Annotated in this window: 15 protein-coding genes; 2 read left to right on the top strand and 13 right to left on the bottom strand. The window is 41.8% G+C overall.

Annotation, left to right across the window (positions count from 1 at the left end; translation table 11 throughout):
- Nucleotides 1–87 precede the first annotated feature (87 nt).
- From dnaJ to hrcA, 4 genes are all read right to left on the bottom strand, one after another.
- Nucleotides 88–1,224 (bottom strand): molecular chaperone DnaJ, encoded by a 1,137-nt coding sequence (gene dnaJ, locus LBN07_02610; protein MDR0850358.1) that lies wholly within the window; start codon nt 1,222–1,224, stop codon nt 88–90.
- Between the two features lie 155 nt (nt 1,225–1,379).
- Complete coding sequence (gene dnaK / locus LBN07_02605; protein ID MDR0850357.1) at nt 1,380–3,200, bottom strand: molecular chaperone DnaK; 1,821 nt, start codon at nt 3,198–3,200, stop codon at nt 1,380–1,382.
- Between the two features lie 208 nt (nt 3,201–3,408).
- The gene (locus tag LBN07_02600) at nt 3,409–3,951 is read right to left on the bottom strand and encodes a nucleotide exchange factor GrpE (protein MDR0850356.1); all 543 of its coding nucleotides are present in this window, start codon (nt 3,949–3,951) and stop codon (nt 3,409–3,411) included.
- 10 nt (nt 3,952–3,961) lie between these two features.
- Nucleotides 3,962–4,984, bottom strand: coding sequence for a heat-inducible transcriptional repressor HrcA (gene hrcA / locus LBN07_02595; GenBank protein MDR0850355.1), 1,023 nt, complete (start codon nt 4,982–4,984; stop codon nt 3,962–3,964).
- 262 nt (nt 4,985–5,246) lie between these two features.
- On the opposite strand from hrcA, the gene LBN07_02590 reads away from it, so the two are divergent.
- Nucleotides 5,247–5,732 carry a hypothetical protein gene (locus LBN07_02590; GenBank protein MDR0850354.1) on the top strand — a complete coding sequence of 162 codons (486 nt, stop codon included), beginning with the start codon at nt 5,247–5,249 and terminating at the stop codon, nt 5,730–5,732.
- 274 nt (nt 5,733–6,006) lie between these two features.
- Here LBN07_02590 and LBN07_02585 read toward each other — a convergent pair whose 3' ends face one another.
- The 7 genes from LBN07_02585 to lepA form a co-directional block, all read right to left on the bottom strand.
- Nucleotides 6,007–6,846, bottom strand: a complete 840-nt coding sequence (locus LBN07_02585; protein MDR0850353.1) for a hypothetical protein — start codon at nt 6,844–6,846, stop codon at nt 6,007–6,009.
- A 179-nt stretch (nt 6,847–7,025) separates the two neighbouring features.
- Nucleotides 7,026–15,977 carry a hypothetical protein gene (locus tag LBN07_02580; protein ID MDR0850352.1) on the bottom strand — a complete coding sequence of 2,984 codons (8,952 nt, stop codon included), beginning with the start codon at nt 15,975–15,977 and terminating at the stop codon, nt 7,026–7,028.
- A gap of 162 nt (nt 15,978–16,139) precedes the next feature.
- A complete protein-coding gene (gene rpsU, locus LBN07_02575) occupies nt 16,140–16,316 on the bottom strand; it encodes a 30S ribosomal protein S21 (protein ID MDR0850351.1) in 177 nt (58 codons plus the stop codon).
- Nucleotides 16,317–16,534: 218 nt separating this feature from the next.
- Nucleotides 16,535–17,923: a tRNA (N(6)-L-threonylcarbamoyladenosine(37)-C(2))-methylthiotransferase MtaB gene (gene mtaB / locus LBN07_02570; GenBank protein ID MDR0850350.1), complete on the bottom strand. Its 1,389-nt coding sequence runs from the start codon at nt 17,921–17,923 to the stop codon at nt 16,535–16,537.
- Nucleotides 17,920–18,624 (bottom strand): 16S rRNA (uracil(1498)-N(3))-methyltransferase, encoded by a 705-nt coding sequence (locus LBN07_02565; GenBank protein ID MDR0850349.1) that lies wholly within the window; start codon nt 18,622–18,624, stop codon nt 17,920–17,922. Before LBN07_02565 ends, mtaB begins: the two co-directional genes overlap by 4 nt.
- 157 nt (nt 18,625–18,781) lie before the next feature.
- On the bottom strand, nt 18,782–19,972 hold the full coding sequence (gene hemW / locus LBN07_02560; protein ID MDR0850348.1) for a radical SAM family heme chaperone HemW: 1,191 nt from the start codon (nt 19,970–19,972) through the stop codon (nt 18,782–18,784).
- A gap of 222 nt (nt 19,973–20,194) precedes the next feature.
- Complete coding sequence (gene lepA / locus LBN07_02555) at nt 20,195–21,991, bottom strand: translation elongation factor 4 (GenBank protein ID MDR0850347.1); 1,797 nt, start codon at nt 21,989–21,991, stop codon at nt 20,195–20,197.
- 222 nt (nt 21,992–22,213) lie between these two features.
- On the opposite strand from lepA, the gene LBN07_02550 reads away from it, so the two are divergent.
- Complete coding sequence (locus tag LBN07_02550) at nt 22,214–22,942, top strand: hypothetical protein (GenBank protein ID MDR0850346.1); 729 nt, start codon at nt 22,214–22,216, stop codon at nt 22,940–22,942.
- Nucleotides 22,943–22,998: 56 nt separating this feature from the next.
- On the opposite strand, the gene LBN07_02545 is transcribed toward LBN07_02550, so the two are convergent.
- Nucleotides 22,999–23,523 (bottom strand): hypothetical protein, encoded by a 525-nt coding sequence (locus LBN07_02545; GenBank protein MDR0850345.1) that lies wholly within the window; start codon nt 23,521–23,523, stop codon nt 22,999–23,001.
- Between the two features lie 57 nt (nt 23,524–23,580).
- Complete coding sequence (locus LBN07_02540; protein ID MDR0850344.1) at nt 23,581–24,120, bottom strand: rubrerythrin family protein; 540 nt, start codon at nt 24,118–24,120, stop codon at nt 23,581–23,583.
- Nucleotides 24,121–24,168: the final 48 nt, after the last annotated feature.

Here is a 24,168-nt window from a genome sequence, read left to right as displayed (position 1 = left end):
AGATTTCACGCTGACCTAAGTCGGCTCTAAATAACAATTAATAACCGCAGGGAAAAATTTATACAACAAAAAAGAGGCCGCTGCCTCTTAATTTTTAATTTTACTTAATTTATCTTTATAAACTCTGGTTTTTTGATAGTTGTTGTCACTGCCCATACTCTGAAGTTTTTCCATAAGTTCTTTTTCTTGTTTGCCGGCTTGCTTGGGCATCTCTACCCTTATAGTGACAAGAATATCGCCATAGGCTTCACGATTGAGATATTTTACACCCTTTCCTTTAAGCTTAAACACTGTGTTTGGCTGTGTAAGCGGCGGAATTGCAAGCTCGTAGCTTCCCTTTGTTGTAGGCACACTTACTTTGCCCCCGAGATATGCCACGGTAAACGGAATAGGCAAATCCATAAATAAATCAAATTTATTGCGCTGCAAAACCTCATGCGGATGTACTGTTACTTCAATCAGCAGGTCACCGCTGGGCCCTCCTGTTCGTGAGGCGTTACCTTTGCCGCGCATAGTTATAACCTGATTGTCATCAATGCCCGCAGGCACTTTTATTTTTATCTCCTCAGTTCTGTTAATATATCCTGTGCCTCCGCAACTGCCGCATTTTTCTTTTATAATCCTGCCTTTGCCGTTACACCTTTTGCAAGGTCCGATATTGACGGCCCTGCCAAATAACGTATCCTGCATATACCTCACCTTACCTGTGCCGTTACACTCACCGCAGGTGTCATATGCAGTACCGTTTTTGGCTCCAACTCCGTGGCAACTTTCACACATGCCGGTGCGGTTTATCTTTATAATTTTTTCGCAGCCAAAAACCGCCTCGCTAAACGAAAGTGTAATATGCGAAACAATATCCTCACCCGGAATAACTTGCTCACGCCCGCTTCTGCCAAACGAAGAAAATATATTAAAGATATCTTCAAAGCCGCTGAAGGTACCGTTTCCAAAATTCGCCCCGCCAAAGCCTCCGCCGCCTCCGCCAAAAAAGTCATTAGGATTACCTTCTGCTCGGCCAAACTGATCATAGTTGCTGCGTTTTGTCTCATCTCCCAGCACCTCATAGGCCTCATTAATATCCTTAAACTTCTGCACCGCCTCGGGGTTTTTGTTTATATCGGGATGATACTGTTTGGCTTTTTTGCGATAACTTGACTTTATTTCGTCAGCGCTGGCATCCTTGGACACTCCTAAAATTTCGTAATAATCTTTGTTTGCCATGTCTTCCCTTAAAGAAACACCAAACTATCCCAAAATATGAGATTGCTTCTTAACCGCCCCCGCTGTCATTCAGAGCCCAAAGGGCGTGGAATCTCAGGGCGGTTTCTCGCAATGACATTGGTTCATTTTAGAATAGTCTGGTTTCCTTATTCCTTTTATTTATCTTTGTTGTCTTTGTCTTCTACTACTACTTCGTCGTCGCCGTCTTTTTTGGTGTCTGTGCCTGATGTGTTTTTCTGAGCCTCGGCATAAAGCTTGGTAATAACCGAGCTGCTGGACTTAGAAAGCTCTTCAAGTGCCTTATTAATTTTGTCAATGTCTTCAGCTTCAATATCTCTCTTTGCTTTTTCAAGCGCTGTTTCAAGATTTTTCTTGTCATCCTCGCCTATTTTGTCACCGTTTTCTTTTAGCGTCTTTTCAAGCGAATGTATCATATTTTCAGCATTATTTTTAGCTTCAATCAGCTCTTTTCTCTTTTTGTCCTCCTCAGCGTACTTTTCGGCATCCTTGATGGCCGAGTTTATATCCTTTTCACTAAGGTTGGTTGAAGCGGTTATTGTAATGTTCTGCTCCTTGTTGGTACCTAAATCCTTTGCCAAAACATGCACAATGCCGTTGGCATCTATGTCAAAGGTAACTTCAATCTGCGGAATTCCACGAGGGGCCGGCGGAATGTCTACCAAACTAAATCTACCAAGAGTTTTGTTTGAAGCAGCAAACTCACGTTCACCCTGCAGCACATGAATGTCAACACCCGGCTGATTGTCAGCAGCGGTTGAAAATATCTGTGATTTTTTGATAGGTATGGTGGAGTTTCGCTCAATAAGCTTGGTAAATATCCCACCTAAGGTTTCAATTCCAAGCGACAGCGGAGTTACGTCCAACAAAAGCACGTCTTTTACGTCTCCGGCCAAAACTCCGCCCTGAATTGCAGCACCTAATGCCACACATTCATCAGGGTTGATACCCTTAAAGGGGTCTTTGCCGGTGAGCGACTTAACTGCATCCACAACAGCCGGAATTCTGGTGGAGCCTCCAACCAGCACAACACGGCTTATGTCGTCAAACTTTAGTTTGGCGTCTTTTATGGCTTTGTTTACAAGGTCTATGGTCTGATTGATATAATCATCAATTATACTGTTAAACTTTGCTCGTGTTAGTTCAATCTCCAGATGTTTGGGGCCGGTTGCATCCGCTGTTATAAATGGAAGGTTGATTGTAGTTTTTGTTACTGCCGACAGGTCAATCTTAGCCTTTTCGGCAGCTTCTTTAAGCCTCTGCATAGCAAGCTTGTCTTTTGAAATATCAATGTTTTCTTTTTGCTTAAAGTCTGAAACAAGCAAGTCAATTATGCGCTGGTCAAAGTCATCTCCGCCAAGACGGTTGTTTCCGGCAGTGGCAATAACCTCAAATACGCCGTCACCGATTTCGAGTATTGAAACGTCAAACGTTCCGCCGCCTAGGTCGTATACCAAAATTTTGTGTGTTTTTTGCTCACTTTTGTCAAGTCCGTAAGCAAGAGACGCCGCTGTCGGTTCGTTGATAATTCGCAAAACCTCAAGTCCTGCAATCTTTCCTGCATCTTTTGTGGCCTGTCTCTGGCTGTCAGTGAAATATGCCGGCACAGTTATAACGGCCTGCGTAACCTTCTGGCCCAAATAACTTTCAGCGTCTGCCTTAAGCTTTCCTAAAATCATTGCCGAAATCTCCTGCGGCGAATATGTTTTGTCGTCAACCTTAACCTTAAAATCACTACCCATCTCTCTTTTGATTGAAAGAACTGTGCGTTCAGGGTTTACGATTGCCTGTCTCTTGGCCACGTCCCCCACAAGCCTTTCTCCGTCTTTTGCAAATGCAACAACCGAAGGGGTTGTGCGTTTACCCTCTTTGTTGGCAATAACCACAGGCTCCTTACCTTCCATAACTGCCACACATGAATTTGTTGTTCCCAAGTCTATTCCTATTACTTTACCCATTTTAAAAATTTTCTCCTTTTTATTTTTTGCGGGTTTTCCCGCGGGATATTTTTATTTTACTTTTTTATATTAATCGCCCTCTTTTCATCTACTGCATAAGGATATATTTGAATGTTTCTACAGGCATTACACAGGCTGCAACTAACAATTTCAAAACTCACATGCAAGCAGTCGAAACCATAATGATAGGTCCTTATGCAGTTACATTTTACTTAGCTACCACAACATCCGGAATTCTGAGTATAATGTCTTTAAATTTGAAGCCAGCCTGAAGCTCATCTATAATTTCACCGCTCTCACGGTTGGGGTCAACTGTAACCATAACCGCATTGTGTAATTCAGGGTTAAACATTCCGGAAGTTGAAATTTTTGTCACCCCCAGCTTTTCAAGTGAATTAATCAGGTTTGTTTCTATCATAAGTATGCCGTTAAGCGTTGAATTATCCAAAGTCAGTTTCTTGGCTTTTTTAAAAGCATCCAATGCCGGAAGCAATACACTGCATGTCTGTTTTATGCCCTCATCTATGCCTTCCTGCCAGGTGTCCTTTGTGCGACGCTTATAATTTTCAAAGTCCGCCTGAAGCTCGCGTGTCAGGTTTATACACATAGCTGTTTGTTCTTTCAGTCTGTTATACTGCTCAAGAGTTACTAACTCCTCAGGTTCTTCTCTTTTTTTGGCTCTTTTGGCAGTTTCAGCTTCTTGTTTTATTCCCTGCTTTATTTCTTCTTTTTCTCTATTTTTTTCGCTCACTTTTTTCCTCCTAATCCTTTTTTCCTGTTCGTCCGTCTTTTATCTGATCTGCAATAAACTTCAACACTGATGCCACGCTTGCATAGTCTATTCTCTGCGGGCCTATTATGCCCACCGAGGCTATCTTATTTCCGTCTATGACAATAGGAGCTTTAATTACGGCGCACTCGTCAAGTGCACTATTCTGATTTTCGCTGCCTATTTTGATACTTATCCCTTCGCTGTCAGTAGTATCAAAAATGTCTTTAAGCTGCTGTTTGTCATCAAGAATATTCAATATCTCTCTGGCCTTTTTGCTGTCACTATATTCAGGACTATCAAGAAGCTTAAGCATTCCTCCGCTTGATACCTTGTCTTTGCTGTTATAATTTTCAAGAACGCATAGCACAAGCTTGAATATTTCCTCATATTCTTTCATAGCTTTTTTAATCTGCTCATTGAAAGAAGATACATGCTGCATAAGATACCCGAGTTTTTTGCCCTCAAATATGTCAGTAAATATCGCCGAAGCGTTTTCACAGTCGTGCATAGTAACCTTATCGCTTGCTGAAAGCGTGTTTGTAATCACTCCTGCGTTGGTTTCAATAAGCACCAGCACTTGATGGCTCAGCAGATACATAACCTTTATGCTCTGAACCTTTAAATTTTTGAACCCATCCAACACTACAACGGCAGGATATTTTGTGCTCTTGCTCACAGCTTCGGTTATGGATTGCACAATCTCCATAAGGTTTCCTGTTTTTAAAAATAATTCTTCCTTAACCTTTTTGAGGTCTCTCATTGAATAATCCAAGTTGTGCACTATTTCGTTTACAAAAAATCTGTATCCTTTGGTTGTAGGCACCCGGCCGCTTGAGGTATGCAGTTGTTTTAGATACCCCATCGCTTCAAGCGCACTCAGCTCGTTTCTGAGTGTAGCAGTGCTCAAGTCAATCATATCGGTTCTGTGAACAAGCAAGCTCGTTATGGGGCTCGCCTGCTTTATATAATTGTCTATTGCGCCAAACAATATCTGCTTTTTGCGCTCACCCAAGATTACTATTTCGTTCTCGATAATATCCGCCCCCTTTTGTCATTATTCTAACCTTGTCTGGCACTTTTATTATATGATTGTTAGCGCTCTCATGTCACAAGTGCTAACCATATTATATTCATATTATATCCCGCTGTCAACTAAATATGACAGATTCTTTTAATTTTTTTTAAACAAAAAAACACACCCTCAGGTGCCTATTGCCATTTTAATTTTAAAATTAAATATTGAAATTATATAAGCTATATGATATTATTAAAATATGGAATTAAACAAAAGTATGGTATATCGCGTTGCCACACAAAGCGACTTAGAAAGTTATGCAAATGCAGAGACAATCTGCAATTCTTTAGTTAAATTTTCGAAGTACCGCAAAAGAAAAAATGAGGATCCAAAAAAACTTAACGACTTTCAATATAATGAAGGTGAAATTTATATTCACTTTTTTGCTGAACGACTGCATGCTGAAAAATATCTGGCGCAGAAGCAAGATAACATTAATGAAGAATTATTTATAGGGAAATTCCTCATCGATAATGCACTGCTAAAAGCACACGAAGGCGTGGGTGCCTATTGCTTCGGGCATCCGGACGATGGTCATTTTGTTCAGGAGTATGCCCTTCCCATAAAACTTTATAGACCGGATATGCTGGTTGAGATTGCCGAACCAAACCTGGAACAAGCCAAAAAGGAATGGCTTATTTCCATTTTTGGCGAAGAAACATTATCATATAATAATAATCAATAATGTGCACACGAGTGCATCAGAAGGGGCTGATATGATGCCGCACCCATTGACACAGAATTCGGAATGGAGCAAGGCGGAACTCAAAATAATTAAAAAGAAGAGTTAGTGCCTTTCTTTGCTAATCATTGCCGGCTGCATATTGTTGGGTTTCAATTTTTAATGATATATTTTTTAATATTACATACCAATTAATCACAAAAACATTCCTAGTTTCAGTTGCACCGCCACAAAAAAACCTGCAGATTTGCAGGCTTTTTTATTAAAACTTTTTATATTATTTTGCAAACGTAAATGACATGGTAATGGGCAGTAACCCTTTAACGGTACCAATCACCAATTTTCCGCTGATATATTTGATTTCAATAGGCATAGAACCCAACATTCCGCCCATCATGTCCATCAAAAACTCACCACCAAGCTGTTCTCCCAACAGGTCCTGTATTGCAGGAACTAAGTCAAGCATAACATTTTCACCTACAAGGAAATATTCCACTGTAATAAGTTTCACCGGCGGCATCAATATTGTTGCCTTGTTTTCGTCAATCATAATTTGAATAGAATTGACTATCTGAAGAATCGACATCACATCAAGCACAACTGGTGCAATATCAGGAGTGAAACCTGCATCAATCAGTGTGTTCATAAGCATTACATAGTTTTCATATGCCTTTTGTTCTGCTTTCCACTCGTCTTGAGCATATACTTCAGCGTTGTAATTTGCCCAATCATCCACATTTTCTTCATAAGCAATCCATGACTGCTGTGCAGCATAATCTGCTATAGCCTCTGCCGATGCTCCCGCTGCAGGTTCAGTAAGTGATGGATATCCTGCAGGCTTTAATAACGTAGGCATCTTCACCGTAGTGGTAGGCTTTGTAACTGTAATCGCCGGCATAGTCCCGGAAGCAGGTGTGTTGGAAATGGCAGTTATTGCTTTCATTTCGTCAGTTATAACTATCGTTTTTCCGTCGATTGTAAAGCTCTGAAGTTTATATGTACCATTGTTTGCCGTGGTTGGCGGCGCCCCACAAGCAGCAAGCATAAACACACAAGGAACTATCATAAGAGCTACAATCAAAAATGTTCTAAGTGTTAATGATAATGATTTTTTCATTTTTTTAAACCCTCCTTACATATAATATAGCATATACCCCCCCCCCCCATGTCAATTGTTTAAACAATGTTTATAAAAGTGACCCGCCTTCTTAAAAACATTATAAAAAAGCCTGCGCAAAAAAGACACGACTTATGCGTGTCTTTTTTATACTAATTCAATATCAATGTTATATAAAATTATTTGTCAGCAACATATCCTGCTTGCTTTTGTCTTGCCTTTCTGCGGTAATATTCACCCAGAACAATCAAAGCAATAATTACAAGTATTATGAGAGGGAATACTATCCACATCCAAGCACTGCCGCCCCTCACAGGTGCATCAAGCAAAGTGAAGTCATAGTTGAGAGTGAGCGTGTTGTAGTTTTCGTTTTCGGCAATCGTAATATATACCGTATAATCACCTGCCATTGTCGGAATAAAGTTACTGTCATAATCTGTGCCCTTTATTCCCACATATCGGTATGTTACTTCACTGTTTCTGTGGGTAAAGGTTTCAATTTCAGGGTTTTGCTGTCTATTTCCGCTAACCCATCTGTTTATGTCAACAGCGGCACTTCCCATTGCTTTGTTTACATACACAGGGATAATATATAATGCATCATCATAGTTGCCCTCAAGAGCTGTGCCAAGATAAGGGTTATATCTTGCTTGGAAAGATCTTAATCCGGCACTTCCTACACTTTGTGTGCCGTCAATCCATCGGTATGCGCCGGGAAGGCTTTCTATCATGGCAAGTGTCTGACCGTATATTGCTTCAAGCAGTTTGCTGGGGGAAATCCACTGAACTATTGCCTTGGTCACGGTTATGTCAATAAGTGCCACTGTGTCAAGCTGGTTATAGGGGTCAGGGTTATACAGTGCTCTGATTTTATTAAGAATTGTGCCGTTGTCAAACACATTACCTACTGTCAGCACTTCCTTTACCTGCTCCACCGTCAGGCCTCTTTCGCTTGCATAATACTCCCAATCCCATATGAAGTTTAGCGGAAGTACTATATTCTTAACTAAAGTGCCATAAACTCTGGTGTAGCTTGGCACACTGCCCGGAACACTTGCTTCAGATTGGTTTACTATCACAGTAACTGTGCCGCGGCTGGGAAGAAAGTTGTATGAAGACGGAATATACCATACTTCAACCTGATGGGTTCCTACAAAACCAGCTGAAGCCCCTGAATCCACCCATCTATATCGACCATCAAGCGTTGGCATAAGCTCAATGTCAGCCAAAATCTGACCATAACCTGCCTGCAGCGAACCGATATATGCTTCAAACGGAGCAGTCTGCTGCAATATCATGATATAAATCGGGCCTAATATGTCGTTGTAGTTTTCGGAGTTGGGGTTATAAATCAATGCATTATCAAAACGCTTTGCAACCACCATTATGTTGCCGTTTGAGTCGTATACGGTCTCAAGTCCATCCAACTGATATGCTACGTCACCCAAAAACTCATCAAGCGCACCGAATGCCCAGCTATAGCCGTAAGGAAGTATAAATCCTACATCTCCTATTGTTTTTCCGTATTCATAAGTCGTTACAAATTCCCACAAAGGATTTGAGAAACTGATATCAACTTTTGACACCACTATCTCAACCTCTCCGTAAACCCAATTATAGCTTGTGGGATCGGGACTATATCTTACTATCTTGCGGTTTGTGCCAACACTTCCTACAACATCATCTTCATTGACCCAATAATAGTTTGCCGGCAACTCAACCTGCTCAAGCTTTTGTCCATACTGTGCACCAAAAGTTCCAAGCCCCACAAACGCAGGATTAGCCTTTACTACTTCTACCATAACGGTGCCTTGAGTTGAATTATAGTTGGCGCTTCCCACACCATATTCATCAAAGCCGCCCGGGTTATAAAGTATTACAAAGGTCTTTGGCCCCACAGCGCCGCTGGTAACAGGTCCTACTGACTGAAGTGCACCGTTTTGAATAACTGTGCCGTTATCTTCTATATATGCCCACCAATATCTTTTTGCATTGGGTGAAATTCTGATGTCCCCTAAGGTTGAACCATATGGCACGCTGAAGTTTCCGCTGGGCGTAACAAAGACGGCCGTTGCCGGAACAACATAAACAGTCACAAATGCCCATGACGAATTATAAACACTTCCTGCAGGTTCTTGCGGATTTACATCGTCGATTGGGTTGTTTCTATATAATATATAAGAGTATGTTCCGATTCCGCCGCTACCTGAGTCAACTCCTGTCACACCTGCAGTGTAGTTGGATTCAAATCTATATTCAGCAGCACCTCCGGGGAGAACTGCAAACTCCGCACCCACATACAATGTTGACAGCTGTTTGCCGTAATCTATAGTAAATTCAAGACCATTAGGAACATCCTTGCTAGCATCCAATTCGTTATAGCTCGCTTTGCTTACTGTTATTTTAATTTGACCGGCCAAACTGTTGTTGTAGTTGGCTGGGTCTGGGTTATATACCGCATAAAGCCAATTTTCGCCTACGCCGCCCACGGTTGTAACAAGTCTGGCCTGTTCATAAGTCACAGTTGGGCCCAAAGCATCAGCATAGCCCCAGAAGTCCCAATAATAGTTGCCCACAAGATTTATGTCTTTGAGCAGTGCACCATAATAGGCCACAAACTGACCGACATAAGGTATCCACGCAACATCGGCTTTGTTAACTACAAATTCAACCATATTGCTGATTGGATAGTGGTTGGTGTCGGGGTCATAAAGCACTTCAAGCAAAAGTGACAAAGTGGAGCCCCCGATATAATCCTCGGGATAAACAAAGGAGTAATATTGAGGCAGCCTGTTTTCGATATCCTCAACCTTGGCATTGGGGTCATATGTAAGCTGATTGTCAGGTATGAGACTTGGAGCAGACCAAACACCTGCCGCCTTATAAACCTTAAACTTAATTGTTACATTTGACGCTATAAAGTTGCCCGAACCGATGCCCTCGGGGTTATAAGTTCCGGCAAAGGTTTTGTAGTCCACTTCTCCCAAAATGTCAAACACCACATTCCCAACAGGAGTTGTATCGATGACTGCCCATGCGTAATTTGTACCCAGAATATCATTCAGGTCAGCAAGCGTAAGAGTTGACGAATATATAATTCTATCTTCGTCCTCTTCGTTTTTGTCATAAGTAAGATTGTTTGTCGGCGCATTGATTTGGTTTACCGTCACAGTAAGAAGAACATCAACAGGGTCATAATTGGGCAGTGTCAGCACTGCCTTAAACTGACGGTTTCCTACGTCACCTACCAATTGCTGTGAGCCTATGCTTGCGTGCCATGCCCATTCAGTTGCGGCAACACCGCCAACCTCAAACGGAATATCCCTAACTTTGGTCATATAATCTACGCTCATAGGGTCAAGTGCGCTTATTTCAGCAGTCACAATCGGGTCGGTGTCATTCAGTGTTCCGTTTGCAATGGTTATTGAAGTCGGTTCAATCGCTGAATAGTTATAGTTTGAGCTAATTCTATATTTTAGGCTATATCGGTTTGTGCTGCCCGTAAAGTTAAGCTCAACAAGTGACGGGCCTGAAACATCCTGCAGTGTATCGGTGTCATACCACGTATAGTTATAGGTTGACATTCCATAAGCTGACAGAACATCCAGCAGCGTGTCAAGATAGGTTGCGTTAAATGTTGTCTGTCCCACAAATGTGCTCGAACCCTTGGTTACAACAAGGCTCACCGTAATTTTTACGGGAAGTTCATCACCAGTAGTGAATGGACCAAAACCGTCGGGGGCATACCAAATCTGAACAGAGTGCGTACCCACATTTCCAAAGCTTGAAATAAGTCTGGTCGAAGGGTCAACCCAATACCACAGTCCCGGGTCTGACTGACTGTTTTGTATTTCACCATTAGTAAACACATCCGCCAAGGTCGCAGTTGCGCTGTAGGCAATAGTATAAGTAACACTTGAATTGTCACCGTCAGGCCATGTGGGCGTTGCTTCCGGCAATTGCACCACATAAACAGTAATATTTCCATAGTTTACATAATAGTTGCTACCGTCATTGTTTTCAAGGTATGAAACAACGGCGATATATATACCCTCGGCACCATAAAGCACCGACGGGTTTCCGACAAGCGCCGGTGTGCCATCTCCTACTCCGTCGTCACCCGACCAAACCCATGTCCATGCACTGAGTTGGTTTTCAAAATTTAGGGTGATTGAGTCAAGAGTATAAACATCAGGCAAGTATATTTCGGAATATCCGGGCCATTCACTCATCTTTTTGTCAACAGTTATACCAACCTGCTGCACAAAGTCAGTATAGTTGGGTACACTATATTTAAGATAGAAGTTTTGCGTTCCGGCACCGCCAACCAATGTGCTCAAAGAAAGCTCAGCGGCACCTGTGATGTCGGTTACCCATGTGTATGCTGACGAAAGCGCTGACCCATTTGCCAAAACCTCAGCAAGTGTGTCTAAATAAACAGCAGTAAGCGTTCCGGGACTTGTCCAGCTGCCCGTAAGAGGTGTAACGGTTATGCTGACCGTACCCTGCTTCCAATTGTGATATATCGTTTCTCTATATTGAGCCGGAACATCAAAAGTTCCCACTCTGACAGAGCCCATTGTTCCGCACAAGTCATTAACCAAAGTTGACGGAGTAACAAATTCATATAAGCTTGTGTTCCAGCCTGCAAGTCCGCCGCTGACAAGGTTAGCAAGTGTAACTGCATTGGTCAAGTCATACGGAGTGTTATAGGGGCCCACTTCAGCAAAAGCTGCAGTGTTAGGATAAGAAGTTATTTCAACGGTAATATTACCATTTGCGGCAAGATAATTCGATGTGTCGCCTCCCTCATAATATGTCGCAGCATAGCTCTGAGTTGTGCCGATTGCCCCAATAGGTCCGTCGGTGTTGGGAGCCATCCAGCTATAACCCGTGTCAAGACTGACGGTGCTGAGTTTTGCGCCGCTTTCTATGCCATATGGATTGCCGCTGTTGGGAGCCGCCCAAACCGATTGCTTTTTGGCTACAGCTACACTCACCTGACTGGTAACGTCGGTGTAACCGTATATGCTATATTTAAGAAATTTCGTTTGTGTTCCGGCGTTTCCTACCAAAGTGCTTAACAACACCGGAGTGTCATCCACCAAGCTTGTCACCCAGGTGTACGTAACAGGAAGTGACGCCCCGCCTGCCAAAACACTAGCAAGAGTGTCACCGTATGTAGCAGTAAGCGCTCCGGGAGAAACCCAGATACCGTCTGCTATAACTACTCTGACACCAACGGTGCCGGCGGCAGAAGGATTGTAATTTAGGGTGTCATTGTTGGTATAATATACCACATCAATATCTACCAGCGTTCCGAGAGCGTTGTTAAACACTATAGTCAAATCGCCGGAGTTAACCAAATAATATCCCTGTGCGTTTATGGCTGATATGATGCTGCTGAGCGTACTGTTATAAGGCGCACTAAACTCATCGCCATAGGGCACAAACGCACCCGTGTTTGCCGGAATAACCGATACTGAAATTTCGCCGTTTATGGAGTTATAGTTGCTGTCTTTGGTGTAACTTGCCCAATGCATATTGATGCCCACATTTCCTGCGGCATCGGTCGGGGTCACCCACTGATATCCTGAAGTAAGTGGCACAGAACTAAGTAGTGTTCCGTATACAATATTGGTTATTGCAGGATGCGGCGGAAAGGAAGCAAGCGTTGCTTTTGCCACTGAAACACTCACCTGACCCTCGGTTTGATAATAGAAGTCATCACCAAACTCGTCATGGTCATAGAATATATAAGCATTGACGGTTGAATAGTCAATAGCTTCAACCGAATTAGCACCCCATGTATATTTTGCGCTGGGCACACTCAAATCAGCAAGCGTCATGCCGTCAATATATGTACCCGTTATGGTTGAAGGCAATTCAAATCTATAAGCCTGGTCTACCGCAATAGTTATTGTGCCTGAGGCCGGCAAATAGTTCCAGCCGTTGTTATAATACTTGTCGGGATTATATTCAGCGTTTATCGAAACCGTTCCTACATCGTTTATAGTAACATCAGTCCAGCCCCACCATTTTGTGGCGTTAATGGCTCCGCGGTTGGTGCTGACAGTTATTCCGCCTACAACAGTGCCGGGGTTGCCGCTTATTATGGTGATGGCGGTGTTAAGATTGAGGCTGCTAAGAGGCATATCATATACACCGTTATATGTGCTGAAATTATGTTTGTCAAAATATGCATATCCCCAATTTACCGGAATAAAGTTACCGGAATACCCTACCCAAACTGCTTGAGCGGGGTTGACCAAAACACTTGCATACTTATACTGAACAGTGTTTGCATCAGTTAACTTAACTCTAAACGACTGTCTTACGACAACTCCTACGCTTTTTAAAACATCCGGAATAACCGTTGGCTCATCCCATTCATATAAGGTGCCGGCTACATCCATTATGGAGTTTATGTCAAGCGTGCCCACAGTGTTTCCATAAATTATCACCAAAGCATCACTCTGCGGCGTAGTTACGCTAAGCTGACCGGTGTTTCCAAGGTCCTGCCTCGTGACCGTAAATGAAGTAGGAGCCGAAGAAGTGCTATATAAATTAAAGTTAGGAGTCTGCGGCAACACTGCATAAACAGTGTAGTTTCCGGCCAAAAGCGGAGCACTTGTGCTGTTTGTGATTACTGTGCCATTGTTTGCAGTGCCCGAGTAATAATATACAACACTTTCGATACTAAATCCGGCGCCGCCGTTAAAGCTTGAGCCGACATAAGCACCGCTGGCGCGGCTGTTTAGCTCTGAAGTCAACCCATCAAATCTCTGCTGAGACCAACCTGAAGTCTTAGTAAGTTTAGGGCCGGCTGTTCCTCCATATATATAGTTTGAGATGCTCACTAACACCGAAGGTGTAGTCGGACTTACCGTAAATGTGCCCGTTGTAGTTTGAGCCTTGTAATCAATGGTTTCGGGAAAGTAGGCTGTTATAATATAATTTCCTGCATTTTGCGGTGTATTTCCGTTTTGCGAAATATTTCCGCTGCTATAGTTCTGCCCCAGGCTGTCAATGCCGCTGCTGGCAAAACTATATGTAATTGAATTCGTTGGCCTCAGCAAAGCCGTAAACTGCGGCGAGGGCACCGCTCCAAGATATTCATAATTCCCCATTGTTACACCAATGGTGTCGGTGAGTTTTTCCTGCCATTTAGCATAGAGTGTGCGGTCTTGGTTCCCTAAAGGGTGCGAACTTTCCGGAGTAATTTCGCTGCCTGTTCCGGCAGTATCCATAAACCAACCAATAAATTTATAACCCGAACGAGCAAAAGTACCGGCAGGCAAGCCGGTTTCAGGTGTAACAAAAGCCGACAAGTTGTCGTTTTGAGAAGCATATGTATACCCGCTCATAGCCTGATATGTAGTTCCAAGATTAGCCGGCGACGCCCCAAAGTTAAGGTTTAGATAAAGCGTTTTTATGATGCTTTCCCACTTTGCATATATCGTGCCGTTTACATTGCTGTCAAGAACAAGATTGGTTTCGTTATAAAGCGTAGCGCTTGTTATCTGAGTGCCCCAATCATTTGTGCCGGTTCCGTTTTTGCTAAACCATCCCAAAAGCAAGAATGCACTTTTGCTAACCGTAGGCGCTGCACCCGTTTCTGCGGGCAACGTGCCTATTGTTGAGTTATAATATGTTATGGTTTTGGTGCTGAAAGTTGATGGGTTAAACTCCCCGCCCAGCGGGTCAAACGTGAGATTTAGATTAGCCTTTGGTGTCCACTGAGCATAAAGCGTGGTTGCCGGGGCATCTGTTGAGATGGCTGTAGTTGTTTTGTAATAATGTGATGTATTATTGATAACAGCAAGAGTTCCATCTGAATTATAATATTTGATACCGCCCGAAGTTGCACTAAAATATCCATCAAAATCATATCCAAACCGTGTGGGCAGAGAGGTAATCTGAGTTTGATTAGCCGATGTTTTTTTGCGATAAAAATCTACACTGCCGGATCCGCCCGTGCCGCCATTAACATTCAATGTTATATTAACTTTATATGAAGCGTATAAGGCATAGGTGGATGCAGTTTCACTGTTAAGCTGAGTTGAGGTCCACCCCAGGCCCGAAACAACTGAAACAAGCCATTGCTTATTTGAACCCACATATTGCGTTCCCGTTCCGTTATATGATGTAAAGTATCCATCAAAATTCCACCCGCTAAGTGTGGTGCTGGGATTTGACGATATGTCAGTTGTTAGAGAAGCATTGTATTGTAATGAGGATATCGTTCGAGTGACTGTTCCTCCATTAGACGCAGTAGCCGTATTCGCATAAAGCGCTATGCTATAATATTTGGTTGGATATGTTGTTGATGAACTGTTTGTGTACGTTCTGGTATATGTTGTAGGACCTGTCGCTGCGGTTATTGCGGGAGACCATCCTGATGCGGTATAAGTAGTTGTTGTTGTTTTATTGCTAGTGGCATTATAGTAAGTAGTAGAAGAAGTGGAATATGAACTGGGCGACACCGTAGGTGCCGATGGAGTTGTGCCATGGGATACGGTTGTAGTGGTAGAAGCATTTCCACCTGAAGAGTTTTTATAGCTCCATGTAATGGTGTAAGTTGCAATAGTAAGCGTACCGCTGCTGTTGCCCGTAACATTTCTTACGCCAGATGAGGGGCTGGTTCCATATAATGAACTACTACCCAATGAACTACTTGCTGATGTAGTTTTTGTTGCAGAACCTGTAAACGAAACAGAAGAAGTTACTGTCTTCGATCTTTGCTCCCACGGCCATCCAGTACTGCCATAATAAGCCTCTCCCGAAACACTTACCGTTATAGTACCGGAATAACCGGCAGTGTATGTTACCGTAACACTCCAAGTTACAGTAAAAGGAACTTCGCTACCACCAGGAAAGTTAGCAGATGCACTGACACTTCCCGAATAACCCGTTCCGCTTATAGCCATAAACACATTATCCTCACCGGAAATATCTTCACCAAGGTCTATCACAATTTCTTCGTTGATATTCATTTCCTCTTGGCCAGGGTCTGCGGCAACAGTTTTTGCAGCGGTATTTTGCCACAAAAAGCCGGCGCCCACAACAAGCATGGTCACAGCCGCCAGAATGCCAATAAAAAGCCCTAAACTGCTCCTCAAAACTTTCATATAACACCCTCCTTTGTCTAAGCCAAAACAAATGTCAGAACATAATAACTTTAGTATACTAATTTTATCATAAAATTAAGCAAAATTGCAACAAAAAACGGCATGTTTATGCCGTTTCTTAAAACATATTTACCTTTCTCTGTGGTGGTGTAATATAGTTTTTTACTTATTACGTCTTTTACGCGCAGCTTCTGCCTTCTTCTTACGCTTTACGCTGGGTTTTTCATATGCTTCACGTTTGCGGAGGTCGCCTATAATGCCGTCTTTTTGACATTTGCGTTTAAATCTCTTCATTGCGCTTTCAAGACTTTCGTTGTCACCAACCTTAACGGTACTCATAGTTTCACCTCCCTTCACTGCCGTTTTTGACTAAGAACATTTTTTGACAAAAGTAAAAATTCTCTTAACTTTGAAAAAACAAAAAAATGCTCATTTCAAGTGCGTGCGCTTATTATATAATAAAAAGACAGCATTTGTCAACAGGAAGTTTGTAAATTTTTGGTTACCACTCTATAAATACATTTACACGCTGATTTTATAGGCTTTAAGTAACAATTTTAAACCTTGCACAGTAATCCATCTTTAAACAATTCCACCCCTGCTGCTTTCACTATTGTATTCAAAATATCCATGGGATTGCTTCGTTGCTGTGCTTCTTGCAATGACATAATAGCATCGTCAACTTTTATAAAACACCTGATGTAGTTTTGTGAATAACCCACAAAATAGCCACCAACCTTTTCTTCAATTAAAACTCCAAGGGGCTTACCGATAAATCCGGCGTTATATTTCTGTTCAAATTCTCTGACAACCTCGCGCAAAACATTTTCGCGCTGCTTTATAATAGTGCCATTAATTTGAGGGAGCCCTGCTGCAGCGGTTCCCTCGCGGTTTGAATAAGCAAAGAAGTGAACGGCGCTGAATCCGGCTTCACGCACCAAATCAAGCGATTGATTAAAGTCCTCCTCGGTTTCGGTAGGATATCCCACGATAATATCGGTGGTGACTGCCGCATCAGGGAAATATTTATATATAAGACGGACCTTGTCAAGAAACTGCTCGCGGGTATATTTTCGATTCATACCTTTAAGCACATTATTGCTGCCGCTTTGAAGAGATAAATGAAAGTGCGGGCAAAAATTTTTTAAAGCCTGCAATACGCTCAAAAACTTATCTGTAATAATCCCGTTTTCAAGAGAACTGAGGCGCAAACGGCAATTTAGACCCCCCAACGACATCATAAGCTCGGCAAGTGCCGGTTTTTGGTCTACTTTATAATCACTAAGGTTAATTCCGGTGATGACAATTTCAAGGCAGGATTTACTTAAAAACTCCGCCTCTTTTTTGATGCTTTCAAGCGGCCGGCTACGGCTGCGGCCACGTATATAAGGTATAAGACAATAGCTGCAAAAGCTGTCACAGCCGTCCTGAACTTTAAGATACCCTCTTGTGCGTGTCTGTTTACTAAACAAATCATCCTCATATATACACGGAATTTCTTTCAAGACAGATTGCGGAGATTCTGTCACCCAACAAGTAACCGCGTCAAGCCGCTGCGCTCTCTCAGGAATGACAGAAAGGGAGCTCTCTCCCAAATGACAATTGGTTTGAAAAGATATGTGCCTTATAATCTCTTTAATCCCACCCTTGCCGGCAGTGCCGATGACCGTTGCAACATTAGGCTTATCAATAAATTGCTCTGGGTTATGTTCACTAGCACAACCGCACACAACAATTTTTGCATTTGGATTCATTTTATTTATTTTGGCAATATGCTGCCTGCTCTTTTTTTCAGCCTCAGCGGTAACAGCGCAGGTGTTAAGGATATAAATATCAGCACTCGTCAGTTCACCCACAACTTCATGTTCCCCGTCTAGAGCTGCTGAAATGGCATCGATTTCATATTGATTTACCTTGCAGCCAAGGTTAAGCACACAAATTTTCATAGCTCGTCCACCTCGTGCATCACAATGGCAGTGAGCGCAATAGCTGCGGTTTCCGTTCTCAAAATCCGTTTACCCAAACTGGTTGACACCCCGCCTGCTTCAACAATACCTTTAATTTCACTTGCCTCAAAACCGCCTTCGCTGCCAATAACAATGGCAATATTGCCTTTTAACTGCATTTTTTGCGTGTTTTTTTCAGTTTCGTTGGCAAAAATGACGGTATCGTAATTTTTAAGCTGCGATATCACCTGCTCAAACTTAAGCGGACCGCTGATTTTCATAATAGAGGTTCGGCCGCATTGTTTGGCAGCACCCACGGCTATTTTATGAAGCCTGTCAGTCCTCACTATATTAGGCTTAAGATTTGTAAAACGCGACCGGAACAAAACAAGCTCGCTCACCCCAAGCTCACTTAGCTTTTGAGTGATGAGTTCCAGCTTATCTCCTTTGGGCAATGCCTGAAAAACCGCCACCCTCGTTTTGGGGTTACAGTCACAAGGATATTTATTTTCAATATGCAAAAAAACTGCGTTTTTGGTGACTTCACCGATTTTACAAGCATATATATCACTGTCGTCACAAAAACACTCCGCCGTATCACCAGCCTTAAGTCTCAGCACACGCGACAGATGTTCAAATTCCTCACCTTTAAGCACTATAATATCGCCATCAATGTTATCTGCAAAAAATCTCTTTTCCATAAGGCAATTATAACACAAAGTGTTGATATATCACAACACTTTGTGTTGAAACTTAACTTCGCTCACAAATATTTCATGCAAGCATGATTATTTGTTCAGAACAGAAGCAAAACACAACTTTAGCCGAGCGTTAATAAAAAATAACACAAAAACAATTTTAAATAAGCTTTAAAACGATGCTATCCATAATATATAAAGCATTGTCACTAAGGGCAAGCCTGCCGTCTTTAATTTCAACAAGATTTTGTTTTAAAAGCCGGTTGGTTATCTCCTCTTTTTCTTTCAATAAATCACAAGCAAATTCTTTATTGAATTTTGATATATCAATCCCCCTACTTGTTCGAAGGCCTAGCATCAGAGTTTCTTCCTTGCGTTGCCGGGCTGTTAGCTTTTCACTTGAAATGATAGGCAGTTTATGAAGAAAAGATTTTATCATTTCGTTATATTTTACTTTAGAATGACAAAGGGCGCGCTTTGAAATTTCAGTGAGGCTTTCTAAATATTCATCTAAGTTTGAAGTATTATAAAACCTCACGCCTTCAAAAAATGAATGTGCTGAAGGCCCAAACCCTAGGTATTCACCCATATTCCAATACCTGAGATTGTGCCTGCATTCCAACCCCGGTTTTGAAAAGTTTGACACTTCATATCGCAAAAACCCGTTTTTGACTATCCGCGACACACCAAAATCATACTGCGACACCACAAAATTTTCGGACGGCAGTTTCACACTGCCCGCTTTAACCATTTCAAACAACGACGTACCTTCTTCCAAAATCAAACTATACATAGAAATATGACCCATATTTTTTGAAAATAAATAATCCAGCATATCACCTATGTCTTTCTTAGTTTGACCGGGAAGCCCTATCATCATATCGACATTTATGTTATCAAAATACTTCTGAGTAAGTTCAAGCGCCTGTTTAAACTGTTGGGTTGTGTGCGCCCTGCCCACAAGCTTCAGCAGTTTGTCATTCATACTCTGAGCCCCAATGCTTATCCTGTTGATGCCGCACATCCTATACTCCATTAGTTTATCTTCAGCTATAGAATTAGGATTTATTTCAATGCTTATTTCACAATCCTCATCAAGCGCAAAATTGGTTCTGACGGCGTCCATTACTTTACTTATAAAACCGCACGGCAAAACAGACGGCGTGCCGCCGCCTATATATATGGTTTTTATTTTATATCCTTTTGCGCGCTCACTATAAATTTCTATTTCCTTTATAAGAGCGTCTACAAACCCCTCCATTTTTTCGGGACATACAAACGACACAAAATCGCAATACTTACATTTACTGCAACAAAACGGAATATGAATATACAACGATAATTTTTTCATTTTTAGTACCCAATTAAAATACCAAAGAACTCCATCTCCACAGCAACAATGAAGTTATAAAATTGTGAATGCAGAAAATTTTGACATTAGTTAGATTATAACAAATAACTGAAGAACTATTGGACAAGTACCACTTTGATTTACATTCTACACTTATGTAAGCTTACAAGACGCTGGCAAATTTTTCAAACAAACAATTTTAAAACTTCGTTGTTGCTTCCTTCAATCAATTTTCAAAATACTCATAAACGCTTCGCTCGGAAGCTCCACCGAGCCCACCTGCCTCATACGTTTTTTGCCTTCTTTTTGCTTCTCCAAAAGCTTACGTTTTCGGCTTATGTCACCGCCGTAACATTTTGCAAGCACATCCTTTCTCATAGCCTTAACGGTTTCGCGAGCAATAATCTTGCCACCAATACTGGCCTGAATGGGAATTTCAAACATCTGTCTGGGAATTATTTCTTTGAGCTTTTCGGCAATAATCTTGCCGCGGGCATAAGCTTTTTCGGCGTGAACAATAAGACTGAGCGCGTCACACTTTTCGCCGTTAAGCAAGATATCCATCTTTACAAGATTGCTAATTTCATACCCCTTAAGCTCATAATCAAGGCTGGCATATCCTTTAGTGCGCGACTTTAATCCGTCAAAAAAGTCATAGATAATTTCATTTAGAGGAATATCATACTTGAGCACAACCCTGTTTTTGTCAAGATATTGAAGGTCAATATATACTCCGCGCTTGTTCTGACACAATTCCATAATAGCACCTACATAGTTGGGGGGAGTATATACACTCACGGACGCAATCGGCTCCTTAAATTCCTTAATTTCTGCAGGCAACGGAAGATTAGCGGGATTGCTCACTTCAATTTCGTCGCCGCTAAGCTTCATTACTTTATAGCTTACGCCAGGTGCCGTTGTTATGATATCTATATTAAATTCGCGCTCAATGCGCTCGGTGATAATCTCCATATGCAAAAGCCCTAAAAAGCCACACCTAAATCCAAAACCCAGAGCTTGGCTCACTTCGGGCGCATATTGAATAGCAGCATCATTCAGTTTAAGTTTTTCTAAGGCATCCTTCAAATCATTATATTTTGAGCCGTCAACAGGAAAAATCCCGCAAAAAACCACTGATTTCACGTCTTTATAACCAGGCAACGCCTCTTTTGCACCGTTTTCGGCATCAGTTATAGTATCTCCCACTTTTGTGTCGCCCACATTTTTGATGCTGGCAGCAATATATCCCACCGAGCCCGCTTCGAGCTTGCTCACAACCTTTGGGGCGGGGCAAAAATAGCCCACTTCAGTCACATCAAAAATCTTGCCGGTTTTCATCATCTTTATTTTTGTGCCGGTCTTCACGCTTCCTTCAAAAATGCGCACCATGCTTATAGCACCCTTAAAGTTGTCATAATAGCTATCAAATATAAGTGCTTTAAGGGGAGCATCACACTTCCCCTTTGGCGGAGGAATCTTCTTTATTACGGCACTCAAAACCTTGTCAATATTTAAGCCTTCTTTGGCACTGATGAGAGGCGCATCAAAAGCGGAGATACCGATTATCTCCTCTATCTGGCGCCTAGTTTCTTCTATGTTGGCACTGGGCAAATCCACTTTATTAATTACAGGAATTATCTCAAGGTCGTTTTCAAGTGCAAGATAAACATTGGCCACAGTCTGGGCTTCAACGCCTTGAGTAGCATCCACCACCAAAATAGCACCCTCACAGGCAGCAAGCGAACGGCTGACCTCATAAGTAAAATCCACATGTCCGGGGGTGTCTATCAGATTAAGTATATATTCCTCTCCGTTTTCATTGTGAACCATGCGCGTGGGAGTAAGCTTTATGGTAATTCCCCGCTCACGCTCCAAATCCATGCTGTCAAGAACCTGCTCGGTTAAGTCCCGGCTACTCAGCGTACCGGTTTTTTCAATAAGCCTGTCAGCAAGCGTACTTTTGCCGTGGTCGATATGCGCTATTATACAAAAATTTCGTATCTTATTTAGTTCTGTCATATCAATATATTACACTAAAACCCCTCAGTTTTCAAAGCGAAAATTGCCGATTTAATTAAATTCACACAGAAACCTCCTCAAAACAATACAGCAAATTTAAAAAAACTAAAAATCCCACAAAATTGCTGGAAAAACTTAACAATTTATGCTATAATATCCTACTAGGTAACAAAGTTTTTCGAAAATAAAAACAAATAAACTATCAAAAAGTTGGATAGGATCATGGAATTTTTAATAAATAAATATATAGCCAATCAGGGAAAAACCAGCAAAGAAAGCGTCGGTTGTTCGCTTGGTGCCATAAAAAATGCCGTAAAGGAAGAATTCGGGATATTTCTACCTCTGCATCAAATTGCAGACGGCACTATTATTGTGTTTGAAAATGAAACCTTAAAACATGCCACAGGCAAGGATGGCTACGTCAACAATATTGAAAGCAAAGACGCGCTGAAACAATATAAACTGCAAGGCAGTGACGAAACAATAACGCCCCTCGAGCAAGTCTTGAAGGCCGCCAATGGAAAAGTTCCGGTAATTTTAAATATAAAGCATTTTAATAAGATAGGCAGTTTTGAAGAGGAATTGCTTAAAATCATAAAGGAATATAAAGGCGACCTTGCCATAAGCTCGCTTAATCCCTACTCTCTTGAATGGTTCAAAAACCATGTTCCAGAAATTTTAAGGGGTCAAATAGGAGGAAAGCTAAAGCAAGATGAGCTGCTGCAGACCATGAAAAGGCGCAAGCGAAGAATGTTAAAGAAACTGAAATTTAATAAAATATCCGAGCCCAACTTTATTATATATGAGGCGCAGCATCTGCCAAACAGAGCTGTAAGAAAAAATCGGGTTCTTCCGACATTGGCATTAGGCATAAAAAATCAGCAGGAATATATGAAAAAAGTGAAGTTTTGTGATAACATTATATTTGAAGGCTTCAACCCACACATCTAATTCAGATTAAAATTTATTAAAAAACAACCCGATTATGTTCGGGTTGTTTTTAATTTTTATCCTTCAATTCCTCCTGACGGCTCACCTTCGGCAAAATGCCCGTCAAACCAAGCAGTGAATTTAGCTTTATCCGCGGCCTCAATTTGAACTCTGCTTGTCTTAAACCCATTTTGGCGTTTAAGCCACCAAACAGTATTTCCGCTGTTAGTGGGATATCCGCCCACAGTTATAGTAAAGCTTTCGCCGCGATTAAATAACCAAAGAATTTTATCATTATAATACACCGTAAAAGTATATGCTGTGACCCAATTCCCAAACAAATTGTTCACTCCTGTTTCCTGCTCCATTCCGAGGATTCCATAGTTATCTAAAAAATCCGCTTTTTGCTCGTTAGTTAATGTATATTCGGTGGTCTCACTAGCTTCGGCTCCTGTTTTTATAGTAATTTTTGTGACCGAACCAAAATCTACCTCCACAACCTTTTTAGGGGCGTCGAAAATACAACCCGACAGCAGGACTCCTGCAAACATTACAAGTAAAATCATAACTACGCCGCTTTTAAAAACCGCCGCTTTTGTCATAAATTCCTCCTATATTTAAGATATCCTGTTCATTATATTTCTATGTTACAAACCTAATTAATAATTTTTGACATAAAGCTGAAAATAACTCTTTGCATGAGCGCAAACCGGACAAACATCCGGAGCTTCAGTTCCCTCAAGAACGTGTCCGCAGTTGCGGCACTGCCACAAAGTTTCTTGAGGACGTTTAAATACCGTTCCGTCCTTAAGATTTTTGAGCAATGCTTCAAAACGCTCCTGATGACGTTTTTCAATTGTTCCCACTCCTTCAAAGGTTTTGGCAATATCTTCAAAACCCTCTTCACGCGCAATTTTTGCAAACTTTGCATACATATCTGTCCATTCATAGTTTTCGCCATCGGCTGCAGCTCTTAGGTTTGTCGCAGTGTCGCCAATGCCGCCCAAAAGCTTAAACCAAAGCTCAGCGTGCTCTTTTTCGTTGTCGGCAGTCTCCTGAAAATATCCCGCAATCTGCTCATACCCCTGCTTTTTTGCCACGCTTGCAAAATAAGTATACTTATTGCGGGCCTCACTTTCACCTGCAAAAGCAGTCATCAAATTCTTTTCTGTCTGTGTTCCTTTTAATTCCTTTGCCATTTTAGTTTCTCCTTTTTGCAAAGCCATTTTAACGGCGCAACGGGATGC

Source organism: Christensenellaceae bacterium, from assembly GCA_031260975.1.
Classification (GTDB): domain Bacteria; phylum Bacillota; class Clostridia; order Christensenellales; family UBA1242; genus JAISKJ01.
This window is presented reverse-complemented; position numbering and strand designations above follow the sequence as displayed.

What these genes read in the sequence shown, in the direction of transcription:
- dnaJ (MDR0850358.1), bottom strand. Translation starts at nt 1,224, where the DNA reads ATGGCAAACAAAGATTATTACGAAATTTTAGGAGTGTCCAAGGATGCC.
- dnaK (MDR0850357.1), bottom strand. Translation starts at nt 3,200, where the DNA reads ATGGGTAAAGTAATAGGAATAGACTTGGGAACAACAAATTCATGTGTG.
- LBN07_02590 (MDR0850354.1), top strand. Translation starts at nt 5,247, where the DNA reads ATGGAATTAAACAAAAGTATGGTATATCGCGTTGCCACACAAAGCGAC.
- LBN07_02585 (MDR0850353.1), bottom strand. Translation starts at nt 6,846, where the DNA reads ATGAAAAAATCATTATCATTAACACTTAGAACATTTTTGATTGTAGCT.
- LBN07_02580 (MDR0850352.1), bottom strand. Translation starts at nt 15,977, where the DNA reads ATGAAAGTTTTGAGGAGCAGTTTAGGGCTTTTTATTGGCATTCTGGCG.
- rpsU (MDR0850351.1), bottom strand. Translation starts at nt 16,316, where the DNA reads ATGAGTACCGTTAAGGTTGGTGACAACGAAAGTCTTGAAAGCGCAATG.
- mtaB (MDR0850350.1), bottom strand. Translation starts at nt 17,923, where the DNA reads ATGAAAATTTGTGTGCTTAACCTTGGCTGCAAGGTAAATCAATATGAA.
- LBN07_02565 (MDR0850349.1), bottom strand. Translation starts at nt 18,624, where the DNA reads ATGGAAAAGAGATTTTTTGCAGATAACATTGATGGCGATATTATAGTG.
- hemW (MDR0850348.1), bottom strand. Translation starts at nt 19,972, where the DNA reads ATGAAAAAATTATCGTTGTATATTCATATTCCGTTTTGTTGCAGTAAA.
- lepA (MDR0850347.1), bottom strand. Translation starts at nt 21,991, where the DNA reads ATGACAGAACTAAATAAGATACGAAATTTTTGTATAATAGCGCATATC.
- LBN07_02550 (MDR0850346.1), top strand. Translation starts at nt 22,214, where the DNA reads ATGGAATTTTTAATAAATAAATATATAGCCAATCAGGGAAAAACCAGC.
- LBN07_02545 (MDR0850345.1), bottom strand. Translation starts at nt 23,523, where the DNA reads ATGACAAAAGCGGCGGTTTTTAAAAGCGGCGTAGTTATGATTTTACTT.
- LBN07_02540 (MDR0850344.1), bottom strand. Translation starts at nt 24,120, where the DNA reads ATGGCAAAGGAATTAAAAGGAACACAGACAGAAAAGAATTTGATGACT.